The 23,047-nt window shown below is 52.8% G+C and carries 13 protein-coding genes; 9 read left to right on the top strand and 4 right to left on the bottom strand.

The genetic code is table 11. From position 1 onward, the window contains the following. Window positions 1-145 precede the first annotated feature (145 nt). Complete coding sequence (locus J3P34_RS14630; RefSeq protein WP_345890368.1) at window positions 146-1,255, top strand: DmpA family aminopeptidase; 1,110 nt, start codon at window positions 146-148, stop codon at window positions 1,253-1,255. Further along, window positions 1,239-2,090, top strand: coding sequence for an aminotransferase class IV (locus J3P34_RS14625; RefSeq protein ID WP_210489383.1), 852 nt, complete (start codon window positions 1,239-1,241; stop codon window positions 2,088-2,090). The genes J3P34_RS14630 and J3P34_RS14625 overlap by 17 nt, the downstream gene beginning before the upstream one ends. Window positions 2,091-2,453: 363 nt before the next feature. Here J3P34_RS14625 and J3P34_RS14620 read toward each other — a convergent pair whose 3' ends face one another. The 4 genes from J3P34_RS14620 to J3P34_RS14605 form a co-directional block, all read right to left on the bottom strand. Continuing rightward, window positions 2,454-3,581 carry an endo-1,4-beta-xylanase gene (locus tag J3P34_RS14620; protein ID WP_210489382.1) on the bottom strand — a complete coding sequence of 376 codons (1,128 nt, stop codon included), beginning with the start codon at window positions 3,579-3,581 and terminating at the stop codon, window positions 2,454-2,456. A 173-nt stretch (window positions 3,582-3,754) separates the two neighbouring features. Then, the gene (locus J3P34_RS14615; protein ID WP_210489381.1) at window positions 3,755-4,513 is read right to left on the bottom strand and encodes an SDR family NAD(P)-dependent oxidoreductase; all 759 of its coding nucleotides are present in this window, start codon (window positions 4,511-4,513) and stop codon (window positions 3,755-3,757) included. A gap of 23 nt (window positions 4,514-4,536) precedes the next feature. Next, on the bottom strand, window positions 4,537-6,705 hold the full coding sequence (locus J3P34_RS14610) for an alpha-glucuronidase family glycosyl hydrolase (protein WP_210489380.1): 2,169 nt from the start codon (window positions 6,703-6,705) through the stop codon (window positions 4,537-4,539). Between the two features lie 157 nt (window positions 6,706-6,862). Further along, window positions 6,863-7,915, bottom strand: a complete 1,053-nt coding sequence (locus tag J3P34_RS14605) for a LacI family DNA-binding transcriptional regulator (protein WP_210489379.1) — start codon at window positions 7,913-7,915, stop codon at window positions 6,863-6,865. Between the two features lie 586 nt (window positions 7,916-8,501). Between J3P34_RS14605 and J3P34_RS14600 the strand changes: the two genes are divergently transcribed. The 7 genes from J3P34_RS14600 (at window position 8,502) to J3P34_RS14570 (ending at window position 22,958) form a co-directional block, all read left to right on the top strand. Next, window positions 8,502-11,627 (top strand): SusC/RagA family TonB-linked outer membrane protein, encoded by a 3,126-nt coding sequence (locus tag J3P34_RS14600; RefSeq protein ID WP_210489378.1) that lies wholly within the window; start codon window positions 8,502-8,504, stop codon window positions 11,625-11,627. After that, window positions 11,614-13,602 carry a RagB/SusD family nutrient uptake outer membrane protein gene (locus tag J3P34_RS14595; RefSeq protein ID WP_345890367.1) on the top strand — a complete coding sequence of 663 codons (1,989 nt, stop codon included), beginning with the start codon at window positions 11,614-11,616 and terminating at the stop codon, window positions 13,600-13,602. Before J3P34_RS14600 ends, J3P34_RS14595 begins: the two co-directional genes overlap by 14 nt. Window positions 13,603-13,863: 261 nt before the next feature. Then, window positions 13,864-15,465: a glycoside hydrolase family 43 protein gene (locus J3P34_RS14590; RefSeq protein WP_210489376.1), complete on the top strand. Its 1,602-nt coding sequence runs from the start codon at window positions 13,864-13,866 to the stop codon at window positions 15,463-15,465. 95 nt (window positions 15,466-15,560) lie between these two features. Then, entirely contained in the window at window positions 15,561-17,246 is a 1,686-nt protein-coding gene (locus tag J3P34_RS14585) for a glycoside hydrolase family 43 protein (protein WP_246853714.1), read from the top strand. Window positions 17,247-17,364: 118 nt separating this feature from the next. Then, window positions 17,365-18,537: a mannonate dehydratase gene (gene uxuA / locus J3P34_RS14580; RefSeq protein WP_210489374.1), complete on the top strand. Its 1,173-nt coding sequence runs from the start codon at window positions 17,365-17,367 to the stop codon at window positions 18,535-18,537. Window positions 18,538-18,548: 11 nt separating this feature from the next. Next, a complete protein-coding gene (gene uxaC, locus J3P34_RS14575) occupies window positions 18,549-20,009 on the top strand; it encodes a glucuronate isomerase (protein ID WP_210489373.1) in 1,461 nt (486 codons plus the stop codon). A 15-nt stretch (window positions 20,010-20,024) separates the two neighbouring features. Further along, window positions 20,025-22,958, top strand: a complete 2,934-nt coding sequence (locus tag J3P34_RS14570) for a glycosyl hydrolase 115 family protein (RefSeq protein ID WP_246853713.1) — start codon at window positions 20,025-20,027, stop codon at window positions 22,956-22,958. Window positions 22,959-23,047 lie beyond the last annotated feature (89 nt).

Raw genomic sequence — 23,047 nt, 5'->3', positions numbered from 1 at the left:
AAAGCTTCTTTCGGGCCTTTTTCCGGAAATCGGACCCTAAACAGGGATTGTTTTGAAGCAGAGGAAGGTATTATTCCATCAGAACCGATAGATTTACCCCGGCAACTCTCTTCTATAAATGAAACCTGTTCTGTTATTGCTTCTGATGATGGTAATCACGAGTTCAACCTGGGCCCAGAAACGCAAACGGATCCGGGAATACGGGATCAAAATCGGGGTACTGCCCACCGGAAAAGAGAACGCCATTACCGATGTGGCCGGCGTACAGGTGGGGCAGGTGACCCTGAGCAAGGGCAACGACATCCGGACGGGTGTCACCGCCATTCTGCCGCACACCGGCAACCTGTTCCAGGAGAAAGTGCCGGCGGCGGTGTTCGTGGGCAACGGCTTCGGGAAGCTGGCGGGCACCACGCAGGTGTTGGAATTGGGCAACCTGGAAACACCCATTATTTTGACCAATACTCTGAGTGTGGCTACGGCTATAAATGCCATGATTATGCACACGCTGCAACAGCCGGGCAACGAGAAGGTGCAATCGGTGAACGCGGTGGTGGGCGAGACGAACGACGGCGGGCTTAACGACATCCGGGGGCGGCATGTCACTGAGAAGCACGTGCTGGAAGCCATCCAGAAAGCCAGACCCAACGCGGTGGAGGAGGGGAACGTAGGCGCGGGCACCGGCACCATTTGCTTCGGGTTCAAAGGCGGCATCGGGACTTCCTCCCGCAAGCTGCCGGCCAGTTTGGGCGGTTACACCGTGGGCGTGCTGGTGCAAACCAATTTCGGGGGTGTGCTGCAGGTGGCCGGGGCCCCGGTGGGCGAGGAACTGGAGAAGTTCTCTTTCCGGCAGCAGATTCTGGAGAAGGCCGATGGTTCCTGCATGATCATCGTGGCCACCGATGCGCCCGTAGATTCCCGGAACCTGGAGCGGATGGCCAAACGCGCCATGTTGGGCCTGGGCAAAACCGGCGGCATCGCCTCCAACGGCAGCGGCGATTACGTGGTGGCCTTTTCGGCGAACCCAGCCTTGCGCATCCCGCATGAGGCGAAAGAGAAAACTCAAACCACGGCCCTGCTGCGCAACGATGAGATGTCGCCACTGTTCATGGCCACCATTGAAGCCACCGAGGAAGCCATCCTCAACTCCCTTTTCAAAGCCGAGACCACCCTAGGCAAAGACAAAACCAAAGTAGAGGCCTTGCCGCTAGATAAAACCCTTGATATCCTAAAGAAACACCATGTCATCAGACCATAGATTGTACGCCTACCTAAACGAGGAATTTCTGCCGCTGGAGAGTACCTATCTGCACGTAAGCGACCTGGCCATCCAGCGCGGCTACGGCATTTTCGACTTCTTCAAAACCCAGAACGGCCACCCGCTTTTCCTTGACGATTACCTGGACCGCTTCTTCAACTCTGCCCAGCTCATGAATTTGGAAGTGCCGCTTTCCGCCGGGGACTTGAAAGCCGCCATTACCCGCCTGATCCAGATGAACGGCCTGGGAGACTCGGGCGTGAAAATGATCCTGACCGGCGGTTACTCAGAGAACGGCTATAACCCCGGCCCGCCCAATCTGATCATGATTGAGCAGCCGCTCACCTTGCCCTCAGAAGCGCAACAGGCCGCCGGCATCAAGATCATCACCCACGAATACGTGCGGGAACTGGCCGAAGCCAAAACCATCAACTACACCATGGGCATCAGGCTCATCCAGAAAGTAAAAGCCCAGGGCGCCGATGACGTGCTCTATCACCAGAACGGCGTAGTATCAGAATTCCCGCGCAGCAACTTCTTCATCGTTCGGGCAGACAATACCCTCGTAACCCCAACTAAAGAAATTCTCAAAGGCATCACCCGCAAAAACGTGCTGGAACTCGCCACTAGGAAATACAAGGTAGAGGAAGGCACAGTGACGCTGGAGGATATCGCCCAAGCCAAAGAGGCGTTCATGACCAGCACCACTAAACGCATCCTGCCCATTGTGGCCGTAGACGGCAAACCAGTAGGAGACAGAAAACCGGGTGAAATGTCTCTGAAATTACTGCGGGACTTGATTCAATTGGAAGAGGCGCAAGTAGGAGCCTTGTAGCTGCCATTTCACCTCAGGACATGAAAGATACATTTTAATAATGCCACCTGCGCCTAATCACCGCGGATTCTCCCCTTGAGGGGAGCGAAGAGGGGTGTTTACACAGGTGAGCACGCATTCCATAGGTACTTTCAAAGAAGTAACCTCTCAGAGATGAACCAAAGCATTCTTAGTCAAACGTGAACCAGCAGATGTAAACACCCCTCTTTGAGTTGAAGAGACGCATATTTAGGTTATGTAGCTCGCTACCCACATTGCCTCTACCAAAAGAAAACCCCTCTGTTTAGGGGCTGTTACTCTTAAAACAGTCCCTAAACAGAGGGGTTTCATATATAAAGCTAAAATGCTTGCCTGGGTTTTCCCTTACGATTTCTTCACTGTGTTGACAATGGCTTGGAAGGCTGGCTTGGGCTGGTAGTTGCGGTCGAAGATGAGCGGGTAGCTGGTGCGGCCTTTGATGGGCCAATCGTTAAGCCAGGAATCCGTATCGGTGACGCCCCAGAAGGTGACGCGGGTGATTTTGTCGCGGTGCTTGTGGAAGAGGGCGAAGAGCTCGGCGTAGCGTTTGGCCAGTTTCTGCTGTACCTCCTCAGGCAGGCCCTTGGTGTAAATGTTGTATTTCTGATCAAACTCAAAGGTGGCATCAATATCAGCACCCTGGCGGTTAGATGGGTTGGGGAGCACGTCTATGTCTAGCTCGGTGAACATCACTTTGCCTACTTTGGAGAACTTGATGATGCTTTCCTCAATCTGCTGGATAGATGGATGCTCCAGGCCGTAGTGACCCTGCATGCCAATACCGGTTACTTTCAGGCCTTTCGCCTGCAGGCTTTTCACCAGTTTCACGGCGCCATCGGCTTTGGCAGGCTTCCAGAGGTTGTAGTCATTGTAGTACAGTTCGGCTTTGGGATCGGCTTTCTGGGCGGTGGCGTACGCGTTAGAGAGGAAATCCTCCCCAGCGATCTGGTACCACTTGCTTTGCCGCATGGTGCCGTCATCGTTAAGTGCCTCGTTCACCACGTCCCAGCCGTTGATCTGACCTTTGTAACGGCCGGCCACGGTCATGATATGCTCAGTTTGGCGCTTCAGGAGCTGCTCTTTGGTGGCGGGCTTGCCGGGCTCCGCTTCAAACACCCAGTTTGGGGTCTGCTGGTGCCAGGTAAGGGTATGGCCCACGATAAACTGCTTGTGCTTCTTGCCCAGTGCCACGTAATCATCGGCGGGTTTGAAGTTGTACTTATCTGGTTGCGGATGCACGCTTCCCCACTTGAGCAGGTTCTCGGGGGTGATGGTGCTGAAGTGCTTCGCGATGATGGCCTCGGCTTTAGGGTCTTTGCCGCTGGCCTGCTGGTAGTTCAGGGCCGCGCCCACGTAGAAGTCATCCTTGAACACTTCTTTGAGTGAAGGCTCACCCTGGTTAACCGTGCCGGCCACACAGCCCAAGGCTGCAAAGGCGACGCCGGCCGCAAACATGATTCTGTTCTTTCTCATGGACTTAGTATTCAATCAGCTTAGATATTCTGTAATAATAAATGCCAACGTTGGCATAAGCAAATTATTAGGTGAGATTCTTTAAAAGGAAAGGAATATTTCCCGTTTTAAGGCCGATTTTGGGAAATCAGGCCTGAAACGAGGAAAAGGTATCGCTTTAAAGAAATTATGGTTTAGAACCCGATGGAATTGCCGCCATCCACCGGAAGCACGGTGCCGGTCACGTATTTGGCGCCCTCGGAAGAGAGGAAGTACACGGCATCGGCTACATCGGCGGGAGTGCCCAGTTTGCCCATGGGGGTGCGGCCCATGACCTTGTTCTTGCGCTCAGGGTCGTTGTTCAGGGCTTTAGCCGACATGGCGGTGGCAATGAACCCGGGGGCAACGCAGTTCACCCGGATGCCGTTAGGTGACAATTCCGTAGCCATGGCCCGCGTCATGCCCTCAATCGCTGATTTAGAGGCGGTGTAGGCAATCACTTTGGGCAGGCCGTACTGCGAGGCCATGGAGCTGATGTTCACGATGGCACCGGCGCCCAGCGGCAACATGGTTTTCACCACCTCGCGGCTCAGGGCAAACACCGCCGTCACGTTCGTGAGCAGAATGCGCTGGAACTCCTCATCGGTCACCTCCTCAAAATTCTTCTTCAGGTTAATGCCCGCGTTGTTCACCAGGATGTCAATTCTGCCGTGCTCCCGGCTGATCTGCTCCACCAGCGCCGGGATGCCGGCCAGGTCGCTCAGGTCATGGGAAATGGTCACGCACAGTTCCCCGAAGGCCTCTCTGGCGCTGGCCAGTTTCTGCTCATCGCGGCCAATGACAATGGTCTTGATGTTCTCCTGGATGAATTTCTCTACAATAGCCAGGCCAATGCCTGAGCCGCCGCCCGTGACAATGGCTGTTTTGGTTGGGGGGGTGTTGTGGTGGTACATGTTTTCTTGTGTTAAGTTCTTTATCAGATGCCCGGGGCGAATTTGGGCTCTATTTTCATAAATTCCTCTAAAGTACCCTGTGGTTTCTCAAGCTCCTGCGGAATAGGCCTTTTGGAGAACGTTTGGAAGTACAAAAGGCAGGCATCGCGCCACCAGCGGGCGTCCTTCTCCTGGATGGCCAGGTACTGTTTCACCTGCTCGTATCTTTCCTTGTCTACTTGTCCGGCCAGCGAATTCCAGGTTTTCTGCATGGCTCTTACCGAGTCCACACCACCAGAGTAACGGTAGCATAACTCGTCCCACAGCGTCCGGCCTGATTTGGTTTTCGCGTCCCAGGCTACGTGGTGGAACCACAGCAACACTTCCTCTGGGCAGTTAGCGGGATTTCCCCACTGGGCCTGTACCTCAGGGGCGTACTGTGACAAAGCGTTGCTGCCGGTTTTGGTGCGGTCAAAGCCAATGCCTTTCTCATCGGCGCGGTGGTAGTACACCGATGTCCAGTCGGCGCGGGGTTTGTCTTTAATCCAGGGACCGGGTCCGTAGTGGTGGCTCCAGCCCATGAGGTGGTGCAGGCCCATGGGCGTCATGTAGTTCACCACCGCCTCGCGCGAACCCATCATCATCTGCTTGATAGGGGTAATTTGGGCCGGGGCGTTGGAGAAAGTCATCTTGATCCATTCCTCGGCGATGCCGTCAGAGGTCAGTTCATGGTCCCAGGCCAGGCGGCCGAAGGCGTACCAGTTGGCTTGCCCAAAAGGATGGCTCGTCCAGTTTCTGTCGTTCCCAATGTTGGAGACCCCCGCCATGCCCGAGATGGGGTGGTTGTCCAGTGAGCCGTCCACTATCTTGCCCACCGTGGAGCCTTTGCCTTTGGCGTAGGTGTCAGCGGCAAGGGTTTCCTTGAACATAGGCGCCAGGTAGGCCAGGTGCGTGCCCTGGCCCAGGTATTCCTGTGTGATCTGGAATTCCATCATGAGCGGCGTTTTGGGCATGGCCCCGAACAACGGGTGAAACGGCTCACGCGGCTGAAAATCAATGGCACCGTTCTTCACCTGCACCAGCACGTTGCCCTGGAAAGTGCCGTCCAGCGGCTTGAACTCGGTGTAGGCCTGTTTGTGGCGGTCATCGGGTACGTTGTTATCATACACAAAAGCGCGCCACATAACAATGCCACCCTTGGGCGCGAGTACCTCGGCCAGCATGTTGGCCCCGTCGGCGTGGGAGCGCTTGTAGTTCTGCGGGCCGGGCTGTCCTTCAGAGTTGGCCTTGACGGTGAATCCCCCGAAATCTGGGATGTAGGTATAGATCTCGTCCACCTTGCTTTTCCACCAGGCTCTCACCGCCGGGTCCAGCGGATCGGCAGTTTTGAGCTTTCCTATTTCAATGGGCGAGCTGAAGCGGGCGGTCAGATACACTTTGATGCCGTATGGCCGGAAAGTATCGGCGAGCGCTTTTACCTTAACCAGGTACTCCGGCGTGAGCACTAGCGAATTGGCGTTCACGTTGGTGAGCACGGTACCGTTGATCCCGATGGAGGCGTTGGCGCGGGCATAGTCAATGTAGCGCTGGTCAATATAGTCGGGGAGTTTGTGCCAGTCCCAGATAGAGAATCCAGCGTAGCCGCGCTCCACGGTGCGGTCCAGGTTGTCCCAGTGGTTGAGGATGCGGAGTTTGGTTTTGGGGCTGCTGCTCACGTTAAGGGCCTCAAGGCGCTGTTGGGTCTGCAGCAGGCGCAGCAGATGGAACGTGCCGTAAAGAACCCCTTTCTCAGAGTTGGCCGCGATGACGGTATAATCTTTTCCTTGGTGTTTTTGCGAAAGCAGCAGAAAACCTTCCTGGCCCACTTCCGTCAATCTTTGGTCCAGTCCCAGTTCTTTGATGAGGGAAGAGGTGGCGGGCGTGCCGACTACCAATCCACCTTTTTTAGAGGCCTGGTCAGAGACGGTCACCTTTGAACCCATAAGTCCGCTTAAACCCATCTCCAGTTCGTTTTTTACCACCGTCAGGGTAGGAGAAGAGCCCTGTACCACCACTTCGCCTAAGCTTTTGCGGTATTGTTTCAGGAGGCCTTTGTTCTGCACCAGGTCATAGCGTTGCCATAGGCGGTAACCATCCTCGGCCCGGGAGGAAAGTTGGCAAAGAAAGAGGACCACCAGCAGGGCGAGACTGAAAAACTTTTTGCTTAGGTTCATAGGCAAAGGGGGCGTTTGTTAGGTTGGCTTAGGGGGTGTTTCTGGGCTGTTTTAAGCAAATCAAGCTTAAAACAGCTTGTAAGATCATTATCTAATGAAAAAAATCCGGAGCCGTTCCTTTGCAAACCACTGTTTTGAAGGAGGTGGCGCCGGATGCTTACAAGATGACCGCTTTTTTCTTGGTACTGGCTTTGCTCCTCAGGGAAGACTCTCTGATGATCAGTTCAGACCGCAGGTGGATGGTGTTGCCGGGAATCCGCTCGCCGGTGCCGTTCATCTGTACCAGCAGCACCTTCAAGGCCGTTTCGCCCATTTCCTGGCTTGGGTAATTGACGGTGGTCAGGTTGGGCTCAATCACCCGCGAGATGGCGTCATTGTTAAACCCGATCACCGCAATGTCCTTGGGGATAGAAACCCCGGCTTTTTTCAGGGCTTTGATGCAGCTCACTGCACAGAGATCATTGGAGACGAAGATGCCATCAGGCAGCGGGTCCATGCGGAGGATCTGCTGGGCCGCTTCTTTCCCTGCTTCTTCCGTCATTTGGCTGATGATCACGTTGCTGTCTGTAAAAGGCAGGTCATGGTCCACCAACGCGTATTTGTAGCCTTTGAGGCGGTCTGCGTAAACGTTCCGTTTGAGGTTACCCGTGATATGCACTATGTTGGTGCAGCCCTGTTCAATGAGGTGTGAGGTGGCTTTGTAGGCCGCCTGCAGGTTGTCTATCACAATGCTGGTGCAGTCTTTATGGTCGGCCACGCGGTCATAGAAGATCACCGGAATACCTTTGGAGATAAAGCTCTCAAAATGGTCTAGGTTCTCGGTCTCAAAAGACAGGGACACCAGTAGTCCGTCAACGCGGCTGTTGAACATGGCATTGGCGTTGGCCTTCTCTTTCTGCATGGTCTCCAGTGACTGGCTGATAATGAGGTTGTAACCTTCCTCGTTGGCCACTTTCTCCATTCCCGCAATCACCGAAGAGTGAAAAGGACTATCCAGTCTAGGGACAATTAAGCCGATGGTGTTGGTGCGCTGCTTCCGGAGGTTGCTGGCGAACATATTTGAACGATAGCCCATCTGGGTGGCCGCCTCTGAGATGCGCTGCTTGGTCTTATGATTGACCGCCGGATGGTCATTCAAAGCCCTGCTTACCGTGGTGGGAGAAAGGTCTAATTCCCGCGCTATATCATAAATGGTGATTTCCTTCTCCATGTTATTCTCTTCGTTCGATAACAAATATATGAAATCGGTTTCAATTATTTAAAAGTATCAGATTTTAATATAGGGATTTAAGCCTGAATCGGGGTTGCCTCTTTTAGGCCATAGCCTGAAAAGTAGCTTTAAAACCTCTATTGCGAGGTAGGTAAGGGTGGAAAGTTGGCTTATGAAGAAGAAAAATGCGGCTGTAAACTATTCTGAAGGTTGAATGGCACGGGTAAAAAAGAAACAATAAGTCTTTTGTTTCCATATTTTGAAAATCAAGGGCTAAATCATGAAAGGAATTTTGAAAAAAATTATGAAATCGGTTGCAATCTTAGAAAATAATATTCAAGTTTGTGAAGAGCATAGGAGAGGATGGGGATTTCAGATCCCCAAAGGTGACAGCAGTAAGCAGTAAAACATGGCTTAAGCCAACAGGAAAGCCTAAAAATCCAAGTGAATGTGCTCAGGCCCGGAAAGAGAAGGTTGGTACCAGGTAATCCCTGGCCCGCCTTGCAGCATAGTGAATACCCAATTCTTACTTGAACATATACTTTCCCTTACCCTTAACTGCACATTCAACTTAACAATCTTATGTATGAAAGGTAATATTACCCAAAACCCCAGATCTTCCATTTTGCGCCTTCGGAAATTGGAAATCCTTAAACTGGCGTTCCTGCTGGTGGTTGCCCTCATGGCAAGTTTGCCCTCCTTCGCCCAAGGCGGCTTAACGGTAAAAGGCCGGGTAACTGACAATGCCGGGGGAGGTTTGCCGGGCGTGACAGTCCTGCTGAAAGGATCCACCACCGCCGCTCCCACCGATGTGGAAGGGAACTACACTATCACAGTGCCCAATGGGACCGGAACCCTGGTGTACTCTTTCATTGGGTACGTTACCCAGGAAGTAGCCATCAACAACAGAACCTCCATCAACGTGACCTTGCCCACCGACCAGCAGACCATTGAGGAAGTGGTGGTAGTGGGATACGGTGTGCAAAGAGAGGAAGCGGTGACCGGCTCAGTGGCTTCCATCAAAGGAGATGCTCTGCGCGAAGTGCCCTCTGCCAACATCTCGCAGGCTTTGCAAGGCCGTTTGCCCGGTGTGGAGTTTGCCCAATCCTCTTCCCAGCCTGGTGCTTCCATGCAGATCAGGGTTCGGGGCGCGCGCTCACTGAATGCCAGCAATGACCCCTTGGTGGTGCTGGATGGAATTCCTTTTGCCGGTTCTATAGGGGACATTAACCCCAATGATATTGTGAGTGTTGACATCCTGAAAGATGCCTCTGCAACTGCTATTTACGGTTCAAGGGGTGCCAACGGGGTTATCTTAGTGACCACCAACCGGGGAAAGCAAGGACAGGAAGCGAAACTGAGCTACAACAGCTTTGTTGGCGTGAAAGATGTTTTTGCCAAATACCCCATGATGAGCGGTCCTGAGTTTGTGGCCCTGCGCAAGGCTGCCCGAACCTACAACAATGCCGTGGATGAGGCAGATGATGTGAACACTGATTGGCAAGACCTGCTTTACAAAAAAGGCATGGTTAACAGCCATGACTTAGGCCTGGCTGGTGGAACCGAGAAGGGTAGCTACAACTTCAATGCCGGTTACTACAATGAAAAAGGGGTAATTCCAACGCAGCAATACACCCGCTACTCTGTGCGTGGTTCCCTTGACCAAGGGGTAGGTAAATACCTTCGTTTAGGGTTCACTACCTACAATAACTATAACGTTACGGAAGGTAATAACGTGGGCCTTTACGGAATCCTGAGCATGTCGCCTATCGCCAACCCATATAACCCGGATGGCACCTGGAAAAGAACGGTCAAGATGCCTCTGGATGAGCAATGGGTATATTCAAAAGACATTGTAGAGGATTTAAGTGACAAATGGTTAAGTGAAACCAGAGCGTTCGGGACGTACAATACCATGTACGGTGAAATTCAAATCCCGGGAGTTGAGGGCCTGAAATACCGTGCCAACCTTGGCGTAAATTACCGCCAGAGCAATGGTGGTGCCTTTACCGCCCAGGGGATAGGGAGTGCCAATGCCACCACTCCCTCCACTGCATCGGTTAGTAACTCCCATACAACTGACTGGACCATTGAAAACCTGGTAACATATGACCGCACATTTGCTGAGAAGCACATGATTAACGTGGTGGGTTTATACTCAGCGTCAGATAGCAAATTCAGCAGATCCCGCGTGGCGGCAAGAGATATTCCGGCAGACGCCTTCCAATTCTACAACTTAGGTTTGGCAGCCGGCGAGATCACCGTTGCCCCTGGTGACCAGCAGTATTGGAAAAGTGGTTTAATGTCCTGGATGGGCCGCGTGATGTATTCCTATGATGACCGTTATATGTTGACGGCTACTGTTCGGTCAGACGGGTCTTCCAGATTGGCTCCCGGACGCAAATGGCATACTTACCCAGCTATTTCGGTTGGTTGGAATATTGCCAGAGAAACGTTCATGGAGAATGTGAAACTGGTGAACATGTTGAAACTTCGGGCGGGATATGGGAAAACCTCTAACCAGTCTATTGATCCTTATGCTACCCTTGGTCGTCTGAGCAGCAGGCCATATAACTTTGGTCCAGATAACTTCCAAACAGGTTTGTATGTTACAGAATTGCCTAACTCTGACTTAGGTTGGGAGTTTTCAGAAACCTTTAACTACGGGTTAGACTTCGCTATTTTGAACAACCGCCTTTCCGGTACAGTAGAGTATTATGTTACTAAAACCAACGATATCTTGTTGAGAGTAGGTTTGCCTTCCACAACAGGTGTGGGTAGCTACGTAGCCAACATTGGTAAAACCCAAAACAAAGGCGTGGAGCTTTCCCTGAACGGTGTCATCCTGGACAACCTCAACGGCTGGACCTGGGAAGCAGGTGTGAATATGTATGCCAACCGTAACAAACTGGTAGCGCTTGCTGGCGGACAACAGCGCGATGAAGGTAACTGGTGGTTTGTAGGTCATCCTATCAATGTGATTTACGATTACGAGAAAGTTGGCCTATGGCAAGCCGATGACCCTTATAGAAGCATATTGGAGCCAGGCACAGACGAACAGATAATTGGATCCATTAAGGTGAAATATACCGGTGGGTACAATCCTGATGGAACCCCTGTAAGAAGAATCGGGCCAGATGACCGGCAGATCATGGATGTGAATCCAGATTTTCAGGGCGGTTTCAACACCCGCGTTTCTTATAAAGGATTTGATCTAAGCGCTGTGGGTGCCTTCCAGGGCGGTGGTCTTTTGAATAGCACACTGTATGGATCGTCGGGTTACCTCAATATGATGAGCGGCCGCCGGGGGAACGTGAAGGTTGACTACTGGACCCCAGAAAACACCGATGCCAAGTATCCGAACCCAGCAGGAAAAAGAAGCGGCGATAACCCAAATTATGGTAGTACCCTGGGTTACTTTGACGCCTCTTATCTGAAAATACGCACCATTTCTCTGGGATATAGCTTTGATAACAACACCTGGTTGAAGACCGCTGGTTTTGACAGACTGCGTGTTTACGCAACGGCTCAGAATCCATTTGTGTTCTTCTCCCCATACAAAAAGGAGTCAGGCATGGACCCAGAAACCAACTCTTTCGGTAACGAAAACGCGGCAGTGCCTTTGTCAGACAACCTGAGACGTTTGCTTACCTTAGGTACTAACTCACCTGCCACACGCGGTTACCTGATTGGTTTAAATGTTACTTTCTAAAAAGAATTCCATGAAACGATATATAAATCTGAAAGCATTTGTTGGGGCAGCCGTAATATCCATGTTTACGGTAGGGTGCTCTGATATATTGGAAGAGGAGCCACGCAGCTCATATACCCCCGATTTCTTCCAAACAGAGAGAGGTGTTCAAGGGGGGTTAACCTCTATGTATGCCCACTTACGCTACATCTACGGGCAAGCCTACTATTACAATGCCACCCTTACCGGTACCGATGAAGTGACTTATGCCAGAGATGCGGACGAGAACTTCAGGGTGATGGACCTTTCCAACCAAGGGGTTCTTTCTGCTACAAACAGCCGGGCCGATGTACTCTGGGGAGCTGCCTTCCCTAACATCAACACCGCCAGCGGTATCATTGAAAATGCCGCCGCCGTAGGAACAATTTCCCCAGCCCTCATTGCCGAGGCCAGGTTCTTCCGCGCCTTTGATTACTTTAAATTGGTGCAGACGTTTGGGGGAGTGCCTTTGGATTTGGGAGCAGGAGAACTGAAGTTCAACACAAATCCAGTAAGGACTTCGGTGCGGAACACGGTTCCTGAGGTGTATACCAAAGCTATCTTTCCAGATCTTTTGCAGGCAATCACCGACCTTCCTGAAAGAGGCCGTGTAACCGGTGGGGCAACTAAAACCCTGGCCCGCCTTTATTTGGCGAAAGCGTACCTGACATACGGCTGGTGGCTCCAGAACCCGAACAACATCCCAACCTATCCTGCCACTCAACGGACCGATCCAGATGGGAAAGATGCTCAGTGGTATTTTCAGCAGGCGTATGATGTAGCGGTTACAGCTATTGATAATCCGGGTCCCTTCCAGTTGCAACCTACCTTCTATGATGTGAACGTGGGGTCAAATGACCGCAACTCTGAAATTCTGCTGTATGCAGATCATACGGAGAAAAGCGAGTTTTACAATGGCGGTAGCCTTACGTTTGGTAGTGGTGGGGCGCCGGACAACTTTGCCGGTTGGATGATGACCTGGAACTATCCAAACATCACAAGCTTCACTAACCCAAATGGGACAGGGACAATAAATTCTGTGCAGAGAGAGGCCTCACAAGACAAAGGGCGGCCCTGGACCCGTATGGCACCAACTATTGACGTGATTACAAACACCTTCGCAGACAAAACGCTGGATTCACGGTATGACGGTACCTTTACCACCGTGTACCGTGCGAACTGGCCTAAGGCTGGAGGTGCTAACATTCCACAGACGGTGTATAATGCTAACCTTCTTCCAATTCGCCCAGGTGATCCAGTCCTGAGTTTCCTGGATGAAGAACCAGCTACCCCAATTACTTACCCTTCCGGAACAGGTAAAAGCAATGTTGGGGCAGGAGAACTGCCCGGAAGATCTGATTACGTAATATCTCCCAGCGGGATAAGCCGAATCGTGTATCCAAAGCTATGGAAACTAGGTACCTACCGGACAGATAATGGCACTGGCTTAGGCCAACCAAACGCTGGCAGTACCCGACCGTTCAACATTGCCAAGTTTTCTGAACTGTACTTTGTCGCTGCGGAGGCTGCGGTGAAAGGAGCTGCTACCCAACCAGGCAAAACAGCCTATGACCTGATCAATGTGATTCGGGCCCGGGCCGGTAAGTGGCGTTGGGACAACAACGGCAATACCGCCAAGGTGGTAGACAACAGCGCAGCCATGATTGCGGCCACCCCAACCACCATTGATATCAACTATATCCTGGCCGAGCGTTCACGTGAGTTTTATGGAGAAGGGTACCGCTGGTTTGACCTGGTACGTACGCAAAAATGGAATGAACTTGCTTCTACCTACAGAATTGGCGGAAGTAACTACGGAGATCATACGCCTATGACCGTAACGCGCACAATTCTACCAGAACACTATCTGCGCCCTATTCCGCAGTTCCAATTGGATGCCATGCAGATGACCGCTGAAGAAAGAGCAAATTATCAAAACCCAGGTTATAGGTTATAGATAATCTTGCAACATCCTTATAAAAGATTGGCTGCCCGACAGGAGCAGCCAATCTTTTTATTGCGTTTCTCAAACGTGTTTAGGTGGTGTTTTCTTCAATCAAGCTGTAAAACAATCCCTTAAGTTGTGCGCTAAACCTGCCTGTATTTGTCATCCAGAAGGTGGGGGGAATGTGAGGAAGCTACCCTGCTTCCTTCACCTGAAGATTTTAGATAGATTATTATTCGCCTTTAACCCTATTTTTAAGAAAAGATCTTAAAAATGAAAAGTCACTTCCTGCAGATAGTTTCTCTTGTCTTGGTTTACCTCTTCATGCCCTTGCCCTCAAAAGGCCAGAAGGCGACCAACCCCATTGTGTACGCCGATGTGCCAGACATTGCGGTGATACGGGTAGGAGGTACCTATTACATGAGCAGTACCACCATGCACATGAGCCCGGGCTTGCCCATTATGAAGTCAGAAGACCTGGTGAACTGGCAACTGGTAAATTACGCCTATGACACCCTAGCCAATGTGGATGAACTGAATCTGAGGAACGGGAAAAGCACCTACGGCAGAGGTTCCTGGGCCAGCAGCCTGCGGTTCCATAACGGTACTTACTACGTCACCACCTTCGCCCAGACCACGGGCAAAACCTACATCTACACGACTAAAAACCTGGAGAAAGGACCCTGGAAAGTGTCTTCCTTTAAACCGTCTTACCATGACCATTCCCTGTTCTTTGATGATGACGGGCGCATCTACCTGGTGTATGGCGGCGGGAAACTAAGGTTGGTGGAGCTAAAGGAAGACCTGTCCGGTGCGAAGGAAGAAACCGACCGGGTGTTGATTGAAAACGCGAGTGCCCCGGCCGGACCCAACGTAGGGCTGCCGGCTGAAGGATCACAGCTTTTTAAAGTAAACGGGAAGTATTACCTGTTCAACATCGCCTGGCCCAAAGAAGGCATGCGGACCGTAATTGTTCACCGGGCAGATAAGATTACCGGACCTTATGAAGGGAAGGTAGTGCTGCAGGACAAAGGCGTAGCCCAAGGCGGCCTGATTGACACGCCCACCGGCGAATGGTTTGCTTACCTGTTCCGGGATTATGGTGCCGTAGGTCGGATTCCGTATCTGGTGCCGGTGAAGTGGGAAAACGGTTGGCCGGTGTTAGGAACAGATGGCAAAGTGCCGGATGAACTGAACCTGCCGGCCAGCAAAGGCCTGATCCCCGGGATTGTAGCCTCTGATGAATTCACCCGCGGGAAAAACGAACCTAACCTGCCCCTGGTCTGGCAGTGGAACCACAACCCGGACAACCAGCTTTGGTCGGTTTCGCAGCGGAAAGGGTACCTCAGGCTGACCACCGGTGCTGAAGGCAATGACTTTTTGCTGGCCCGTAATACGCTGACCCAACGCACCATCGGGCCGGAAAGCAGCGGCGCCACCGCAATTGATATCTCCCGCATGAAGGATGGGGATTTCGCCGGTTTTGCCCTTTTGCAGCAGCGGTATGGATTGATTGGGGTTAAATCTGAGAAAGGCGGTAAGTATCTCGTGATGGTGAATGCCCAGTCTGGGAGTCCGGTGGAGGAAGCCAGGGTGCCCCTGAATGGGAAAAAGGTGTACCTGAAAGCAGAATGTGATTTCAACAACCGCCGTGACGTAGCCAGCTTTTATTATAGCCTCAACGGGAAAACCTGGACCAAGCTAGGCCAGGAGTTGAAAATGGCCTACACCATTCCGCACTTTATGGGATACCGTTTCGGGCTGTTCAACTATGCCACCAAAGCCTCAGGCGGTTACGTGGATTTTGATTATTTCCACATCTCCAATCAGATCAGCAAAGAGAGTAAAGTACCTTCAGCAAAGGAAAACCAATAGGCTATTTTTGACTCATTTCTATAAAAACACACATGAAAAGGAAAAGTCTTCTTCTTAAAAAGGCAATCTTAGTACTTACCTGTTGCTTCGGCCTTTTGCAGCAGACCAGCTTTGCGCAGGACAATCAGAAGTTTAACAACCCCATTCTGGCAGGCTTTTACCCAGACCCTGCTATCTGCCGGGTAGGGGAAGACTATTACCTTATTCTCTCCACATTCGCCTATTTCCCTGGGGTACCTATCTTCCACAGCAAGGACCTGGTGAACTGGAACCAGATCGGGAATATCCTGGACCGGCCCGAGCAGCTGAACTTAACGAAGCACCGGATCACCAGAGGCATCTTTGCTCCCACGCTTTCCTACCATAATGGCGTCTACTACATGGTCACCACCCTGATAGACACAGGCGGGAATTTTGTGGTAACGGCTACCAACCCGGCAGGTCCCTGGTCAAACCCGGTTTGGCTCAAAGATGTGCAGGGTATTGACCCTTCTTTATTTTTTGACGATAACGGCAAAGCCTACATCATTTACAACAGCGATGCGCCGGACAACAAGCCGCAGTATGATGGCCACCGCACCATAAGAATGCAGGAGTTTGACTATAAGAACCTGAAAACTACCAGCGCGCCCATCATCCTGGTAAATGGAGGCGTAGATTTCTCTAAAAAACCGGTCTGGATTGAAGGTCCGCATATCTACAAAAAAGATGGTTACTACTACCTGATGGCGGCAGAAGGCGGAACCAGCGTGAACCACTCTGAGGTGATCCTGAGAAGCAAGAAAGTGGACGGTGACTATGTGCCCAACCCCAACAACCCCATCCTGACGCAGCGCCACCTGCCGGCTAACCGGAAAAACCCTGTGTCGGCCACCGGCCACGCTGATCTGGTGCAGACACAGAACGGAGAGTGGTGGTCCGTTTTCCTGGCTACCCGTCCGTACGATGCGGATGATCATTACAACATAGGCCGCGAAACCTTCCTGGCGCCCGTGGAGTGGAAAGACGGCTGGCCTATCATCAATCCCGGCCATGAGGAGGTGCAGTATTCGTACCCACGGCCAAAATTACCTTTAGGGAAGAAACCAAAGCTTCCGGTAAACGGAAATTTCACCTTTCGGGAAGATTTCAAGGAGAGTAAACTGCCTTTGTATTGGTTGACGCTTCGGGCACTGGGTACGCAGTGGTACAGCTTGAGCAAACCTGCCGGGAGTTTGACGCTAGATGTGAGACCAGAGACGGTTTCCGGCGCAGATAACCCTTCGTTCATCGCCAGAAGACAACAGCACAACCACGGCAATGCCAGCATCAAAATGGAGTTCAAACCCTCCTCCTCAAATGAGTTCGCCGGCTTGGTGGCATTGCAAAGTGAAACGCATTATTACGCGGTAGGCAAAACCATCGCCAACGGCAAAGAAGTAGTGCAGCTGCGCAAGTCACAGGACGCGACCAAGCCCGGCACCCTAGAGACCACACTGCTGGCCGAGGCTCCCTTGAACCCAAATGACCAGAAAAAGCCGCTCTACCTGAAAGTGGAGTTCAAAGGCAGTAAGTACGCTTTCTACTACGGCACCAAAGAAGGGGAGTGGAAACTGTTGCAAGACAATGTGGACGCGACTTTCCTGAGCACGCGTACGGCCGGTGGTTTTGTGGGCGTAACGCTGGGCATGTACGCCACCTCCCAAGGGAAACCTTCCACCGGAAAAGCCACCTTTGATTGGTTCCATTACGAAGGCAAAGACCCGATCTATGAAACCTCCGCTACGGTGAAAGCCAAATAAAAGAAAGCCTGGGTTTTAAGGCTATTTTCCTAAAAACCCAGGCTAAAAAGAAATTGCTTAAACCCCATAGGCTTACCAGGTACAGGTAAGGATACGTCATAATTAAAGAATCATTTTTATGTCACTATTACAAAGCTGGAGATGGTACGGACCCAATGACCCCGTGACCCTACAGGATGTGAAACAAGCCGGCGCCACCGGCGTTGTAAGTGCCTTACACCATGTGCCCCACGGCGCGGTGTGGCCGCTGGAGGAAATCCATGAACGCAAGCGCATCATTGAGGAAAGCGGCCTGACCTGGGCTGTGGTGGAAAGCGTGCCGGTGCATGAGTCCATCAAAACCCGCACCGGAGATTATGAGCAGTATTTAGAGAATTACCGCCAATCGCTCCGCAACCTGGCCGCGGCCGGCCTCAAAATCATTTGCTACAACTTCATGCCCGTGCTGGACTGGACCAGGACCAACCTTGCGCTGGAACTCTGGAACGGTGCCAAAGCCCTCTACTTTGACTGGGCCGACCTGGCCGTTTTTGACCTGTTTATCTTAAAACGCGAGGGAGCTGAGCAGGACTACAAACCCGAAGTGGTGCAGCAAGCCAAGGACCGACATGCGACTTACTCCAAAGAAAAACTGGAGGAACTGAGCGAGATCATCCGGATGGGCGTGCCCATGGAAGGCTACATCTCGCTAGAGCACCTCACCGAGAGCATTGGCATTTACAAGAACATCGGCCACGCCGGACTGCGCGAGAACCTGGCGTATTTCCTGGAGTCCATTATGGATGTTTGTGAGGAAAACGGCCTCAAAATGACCATCCACCCCGATGATCCGCCTTATCCTATTCTGGGCTTGCCGCGCATCGCCTCGAACAAAGAGGACCTGGAGTTCATTTTGAACCGGGTAGACCGCGCGCCCAACGGCATCTGTTTCTGCACGGGTTCCCTGGGCGCTGGCAGGCACAATAACCCGGTGGAGATCCTGAAATCAGTAGGGGATCGCGTGTACTTCGCGCACCTGCGCAACGTGAAGAAAGACCAGGACGGCAATTTCTACGAGTCTGACCACCTGGCCGGTGACGTAGACATGTACGGCGTCATGAAAGAGCTGGTAGCCATCAACCGTACCCGGCAGGAGCCTATCCCGTTCCGCCCAGACCACGGACACCAGATGCTGGATGACCTGCACAAAGTCACCAACCCAGGTTACTCGGCCATTGGCCGGTTGCGCGGGTTGGCCGAGCTGCGCGGTCTGGAAATGGGCATTGAGAGAACCATCTACGGAGCATCCTAATTTAACTTACCATGCAGGAGAGTGCAATCCAATCATCTATAGATTCTTCCCGCAATGTTTCACCTCCTGCCGGGCCTTTCCTGCAGGAGGATTTTCTGTTGCAGACCCGCTCGGCTAAGGAATTGTACCACGGCTACGCCAAAGGCTTGCCCATCATTGATTACCATTGCCATCTCTCGCCGGAGGCCATTGCCCTGAACCAGAACTACCCCAACCTCACCAGCATCTGGCTGGCCGGGGACCATTACAAGTGGCGGGCCCTGCGCACCCTGGGCATTGAGGAAAGATACATCACCGGCGATGCCCCAGACGAGGAGAAGTTCCTGAAATGGGCCGAGGCCGTACCTTACACGCTGCGCAACCCGCTCTTTCACTGGACGCACATGGAGCTGAAGAACCCTTTCGGGGTAAACGAGCTACTTTCTGAGCGGAACGCGGGCGAGGTGTACGCGCACTGCAACGCGCTGCTCCAAAAACCCGAGTTCACGCCGCAGGGCCTGCTCACGCACTTCAACGTGGAGATGGTGGGCACCACCGATGACCCCACGGATGACCTGGCGTTTCACCGTCAATTAGCAGAAAACGGCTTCAAAACGAAAGTGCTGCCATCTTTCCGGCCAGATAAGGTGTTCAATCTCTCAGGCGGAGATTCTTTCAGGGACTACATCCGGTTACTGGCCAATGTGGCGGGCACGGAGATCTTCAACCTGGATACGCTGCTGGAGGTGCTGGAGAAACGGGTGCAGTATTTCCATGAGCACGGCTGCCGCATCTCGGACCACGGTTTGGTATGCCTGCCGTCTCTTCCGGCGTCAACTGCCTATTTAGAGGATGTTTTCCTGGATGTGCTGGCAGGGAAAGACGGGGAAGCGGCGCAGCACCAGGAGGCGTTCACCGCGTTTCTTCTTCTGGAACTGTGCCGCATGTACTTCCGCAAGGGCTGGGTGCAGCAATTTCACGTGGGCGCTATCAGAAACAACAACAGCCGCATGCTGCAGGTGAACGGCCCCGATACCGGGTATGACTCTATCGGGGATTACAGGCAGATCCAGAACATGTCGGCCTTTTTCAACCAGCTGGAAAAGGAGAACTGCCTCACCAAAACCATTATCTACAACCTTAACCCCGCCGATAACGCGGCCTTCGCCACCATGATCGGGAACTTCCAGGGCGGCGGCATCAAAGGAAAGATGCAGTTCGGCTCGGCGTGGTGGTTCCTGGACAACCTGGACGGAATGACCCAGCAGCTGGATGCGCTCTCCAACATGGGCCTCCTGAGCTGTTTCGTTGGCATGCTCACCGACTCGCGCAGTTTCCTGAGCTATTCCCGGCACGAGTATTTCCGACGATTACTGTGTAACCTGCTGGGCAACGAAATGGAGCGCGGCCTCTTACCTAACGACCTCCCCTGGATAGGGAAGATGGTGCAGGACATCTGCTACTACAACGCCAAGAATTACTTTCCCTCATAAATGAATGATCCCCGCATGAATCACCTCTCTTTTACCAAAAACACCTCAGAAACTTGGATTAGAAAAACGGCCAGTCTGCGCATGCTGTTCCTGTTTCTGATCACCTTTGGCCTTGTGCCGGCGGCCTTCGCCCTGGATGATGTGTCGTATGTTTCGGGGCAGAAGAAGGGCAATGCCTTTCCGCTGGCCCAGGCCGGAAAACCTGCGCCTTTCTTTGTGAGCGATGCTGATTTTCCGGGGGTGATCAGGGCCCTGAAAGACCTGCAGGCCGATGTGCAGCGCGTAACCAAGGCCCAGCCGGAATTGACCATTGGAAAAAAAGCGCCCAAGTCAAAGACCCTGGTACTGGTGGGTACTTTGGGCAAAAGCCCGCTCATTGACCAGCTGGTGAAAAGCAAGAAGCTTGACGTGAAAGACCTGGCCGGCAAGTGGGAAACCTTTGTGGTGCAGACCGTGCAGAAACCCATGAAAGGCGTGGACGAGGCCCTGGTGATTGTGGGCAGCGACAAACGCGGCACCATCTACGGCATCTATGACGTGTCCCAACAGATTGGCGTGACGCCGTGGTACTGGTGGGCCGATGTGCCGGTAAAGCAGCAGGAGAATCTGTACGTGCAGGAGGGCCGTCACACCAAAGGAACGCCCGCCGTGAAATACCGCGGCATCTTCATCAACGATGAGGCTCCGGCGCTGTCCAACTGGGCGAAAGAGCAGTTCGGTGGGTTCAATCACAAATTCTATGAGAAGGTGTTTGAGCTGATTCTGCGCATGAAGGGCAACTACCTGTGGCCCGCCATGTGGGGCAGCGCCTTCAGCGACGATGACAAGATCAACCCGCAAACCGCCGATTTGTACGGCGTGGTGATGGGCACCTCGCACCATGAGCCGCTCGCCCGCGCCCACGACGAGTGGCGCCGGAACGGGGGAGGACCCTGGAACTACAACACTAACGCCGAGAAACTGCGCGAGTTCTGGACCGGCGGCATCAAACGCATGAACGGCTTTGAGAACATCGTGACCGTGGGCATGCGCGGCGACGGCGACGAGCCCATGAGCGAGGAAAGCAACATCGGGTTGTTGGAAAAAATTGTGGCCGATCAGCGGAAAATCATTTCTGAAGTGACCGGCAAAGACGCCTCCCAAACGCCTCAGCTGTGGGCGCTGTACAAAGAGGTGCAGGACTACTATGACAAAGGCATGCGCGTTCCTGATGATGTGACGTTATTGTTGGCCGATGACAACTGGGGAAACATCCGCAAACTGCCCAAACCGGGCGAAAAACAGCACTCCGGCGGCTACGGCATCTACTACCACTTTGACTACGTGGGCGGCCCGAGGAACTACAAATGGCTCAACACGAACCCGATTCCCCGGATCTGGGAGCAGATGCACCTGGCCTACCAGCACAAAGCCGACCGCATCTGGATTGTGAACGTGGGCGACATCAAACCCATGGAATTCCCTACCGAGTTTTTCCTGGATTACGCCTGGAACCCGGAGAAATGGCCCGCCGAGCGCCTGGAAGAGTACACCCGCCTATGGACCGAGCGTCAATTCGGGGCGGAGTACGCCCCCGCCATTGCGCAACTGCTCTCCAGATACGCCAAGTACAACAGCCGCCGCAAACCCGAGCTATTGGCCCCCGATACCTACAGCCTCACCAATTACCAGGAAGCCGAAAGAGTGGTAGCCGATTACAACCGCCTGGCCCAGGAAGCCGAGCGCATCAATGGCCTGTTGCCCGCTGAATATCGAGATGCCTACTACCAACTGATTTTGTTCCCCATCAAAGCCTGCGCGAACCTGAACGAGTTGCACGAAACCACCGGCCTAAACCGCCTATATGCCGCTCAGGGCCGCAACACCACTAATGAATTGGCGGCCAAAGTGAAGCGCCTGTTTGAGAAAGATGCCGAGCTCACGCAGTATTACCACAAGAACATCTCGGGCGGGAAGTGGAACCACATGATGTCACAAACGCACATCAGCTACACTTACTGGCAGCAACCCGAAAAAGACGTGATGCCGGAGGTGAAACAACTCTCGGTACCCACCGCCGCGGACATGGGCGTGACCGTAGAAGGCTCCACGGCCTGGTGGCCTCAGGCGAAAGAAGCTCCCGTACTCCCGGCCTTCTCGCAGTACCAGAAACAAGGCCATTACCTGGATATCTTCAACCGCGGCCAGCAACCGTTTGACTATTCCATTAAATCAAGTGCCCCTTGGCTGAAAGTATCGCAGGAGAAAGGAACCGTAGCCAAAGAGCAGCGCCTGTGGGTGATTGTAGACTGGGCCAATGTTCCGGCCGGTCCGCAACGTGCCTCCCTGACCATCACCGGTCCGAAAGGTAAAGCTGTGACGGTACAGGCAACCGTAGAACCAGCGTTGACCGCCGCCAACGCCTCAGAAGGATTTGTGGAGAGCAACGGCTACATCTCCATAGACGCAGAACACTACACCCAGGCCGTGAATGGCAACGGCGTGCAATGGCAGTTAATACCGGACCTTGGCCGTACTGCCTCGGCGGTGACCACCATGCCGGTGACCGCGCCAAGCCAAACCCCAGCCGGAAACAGTCCGCACCTGCAGTACAAAGTACACCTGCAAAAAGGCGGGGAGGTGACCGTGCAGGTGATGGTATCGCCCACCCTCAACTTCCACAACACCCAAGGCTTGCGCTACGCCATTTCCTTTGATGATGAAAAGCCGCAGATCATCAACATCCACGCCGATAAGTCTGAGCGTGACTGGAACAGGAACGTGGCCAACAACATTAACCTGACCATCTCCAAGCACCAGTTAACCAAACCCGGCGAGCACGTGCTCAAATTCTGGATGGTAGATTCAGGTATTGTGTTGCAGAAAATCGTGATAGATGCCGGAGGGCTGAAGCCCAGCTACCTGGGACCACCAGAGAGTGCCAATCTATCAGCCAAGCAGGCAAAGTAATTCCTTTTCGAGGCTGTTTTGCAGAAAACAGGCCCGAAACAGTTTTGGTAATGGTAATCTGTTGTTTGTTGAGTCTGGCTACAATATCG

The sequence above is a fragment of the Rufibacter aurantiacus genome (assembly GCF_017916345.1).
Classification (GTDB): Bacteria; Bacteroidota; Bacteroidia; order Cytophagales; family Hymenobacteraceae; genus Nibribacter; species Nibribacter roseolus.
Note: the sequence above shows the minus strand (reverse complement) of the source record. Positions and strands in the feature narration are given on the sequence as shown.

What these genes read in the sequence shown, in the direction of transcription:
- J3P34_RS14630 (WP_345890368.1), top strand. Translation starts at nt 146, where the DNA reads ATGATGGTAATCACGAGTTCAACCTGGGCCCAGAAACGCAAACGGATC.
- J3P34_RS14610 (WP_210489380.1), bottom strand. Translation starts at nt 6,705, where the DNA reads ATGAACCTAAGCAAAAAGTTTTTCAGTCTCGCCCTGCTGGTGGTCCTC.
- J3P34_RS14620 (WP_210489382.1), bottom strand. Translation starts at nt 3,581, where the DNA reads ATGAGAAAGAACAGAATCATGTTTGCGGCCGGCGTCGCCTTTGCAGCC.
- uxaC (WP_210489373.1), top strand. Translation starts at nt 18,549, where the DNA reads ATGCAGGAGAGTGCAATCCAATCATCTATAGATTCTTCCCGCAATGTT.
- uxuA (WP_210489374.1), top strand. Translation starts at nt 17,365, where the DNA reads ATGTCACTATTACAAAGCTGGAGATGGTACGGACCCAATGACCCCGTG.
- J3P34_RS14595 (WP_345890367.1), top strand. Translation starts at nt 11,614, where the DNA reads ATGTTACTTTCTAAAAAGAATTCCATGAAACGATATATAAATCTGAAA.
- J3P34_RS14570 (WP_246853713.1), top strand. Translation starts at nt 20,025, where the DNA reads ATGAATCACCTCTCTTTTACCAAAAACACCTCAGAAACTTGGATTAGA.
- J3P34_RS14615 (WP_210489381.1), bottom strand. Translation starts at nt 4,513, where the DNA reads ATGTACCACCACAACACCCCCCCAACCAAAACAGCCATTGTCACGGGC.
- J3P34_RS14600 (WP_210489378.1), top strand. Translation starts at nt 8,502, where the DNA reads ATGAAAGGTAATATTACCCAAAACCCCAGATCTTCCATTTTGCGCCTT.
- J3P34_RS14625 (WP_210489383.1), top strand. Translation starts at nt 1,239, where the DNA reads ATGTCATCAGACCATAGATTGTACGCCTACCTAAACGAGGAATTTCTG.
- J3P34_RS14605 (WP_210489379.1), bottom strand. Translation starts at nt 7,915, where the DNA reads ATGGAGAAGGAAATCACCATTTATGATATAGCGCGGGAATTAGACCTT.
- J3P34_RS14590 (WP_210489376.1), top strand. Translation starts at nt 13,864, where the DNA reads ATGAAAAGTCACTTCCTGCAGATAGTTTCTCTTGTCTTGGTTTACCTC.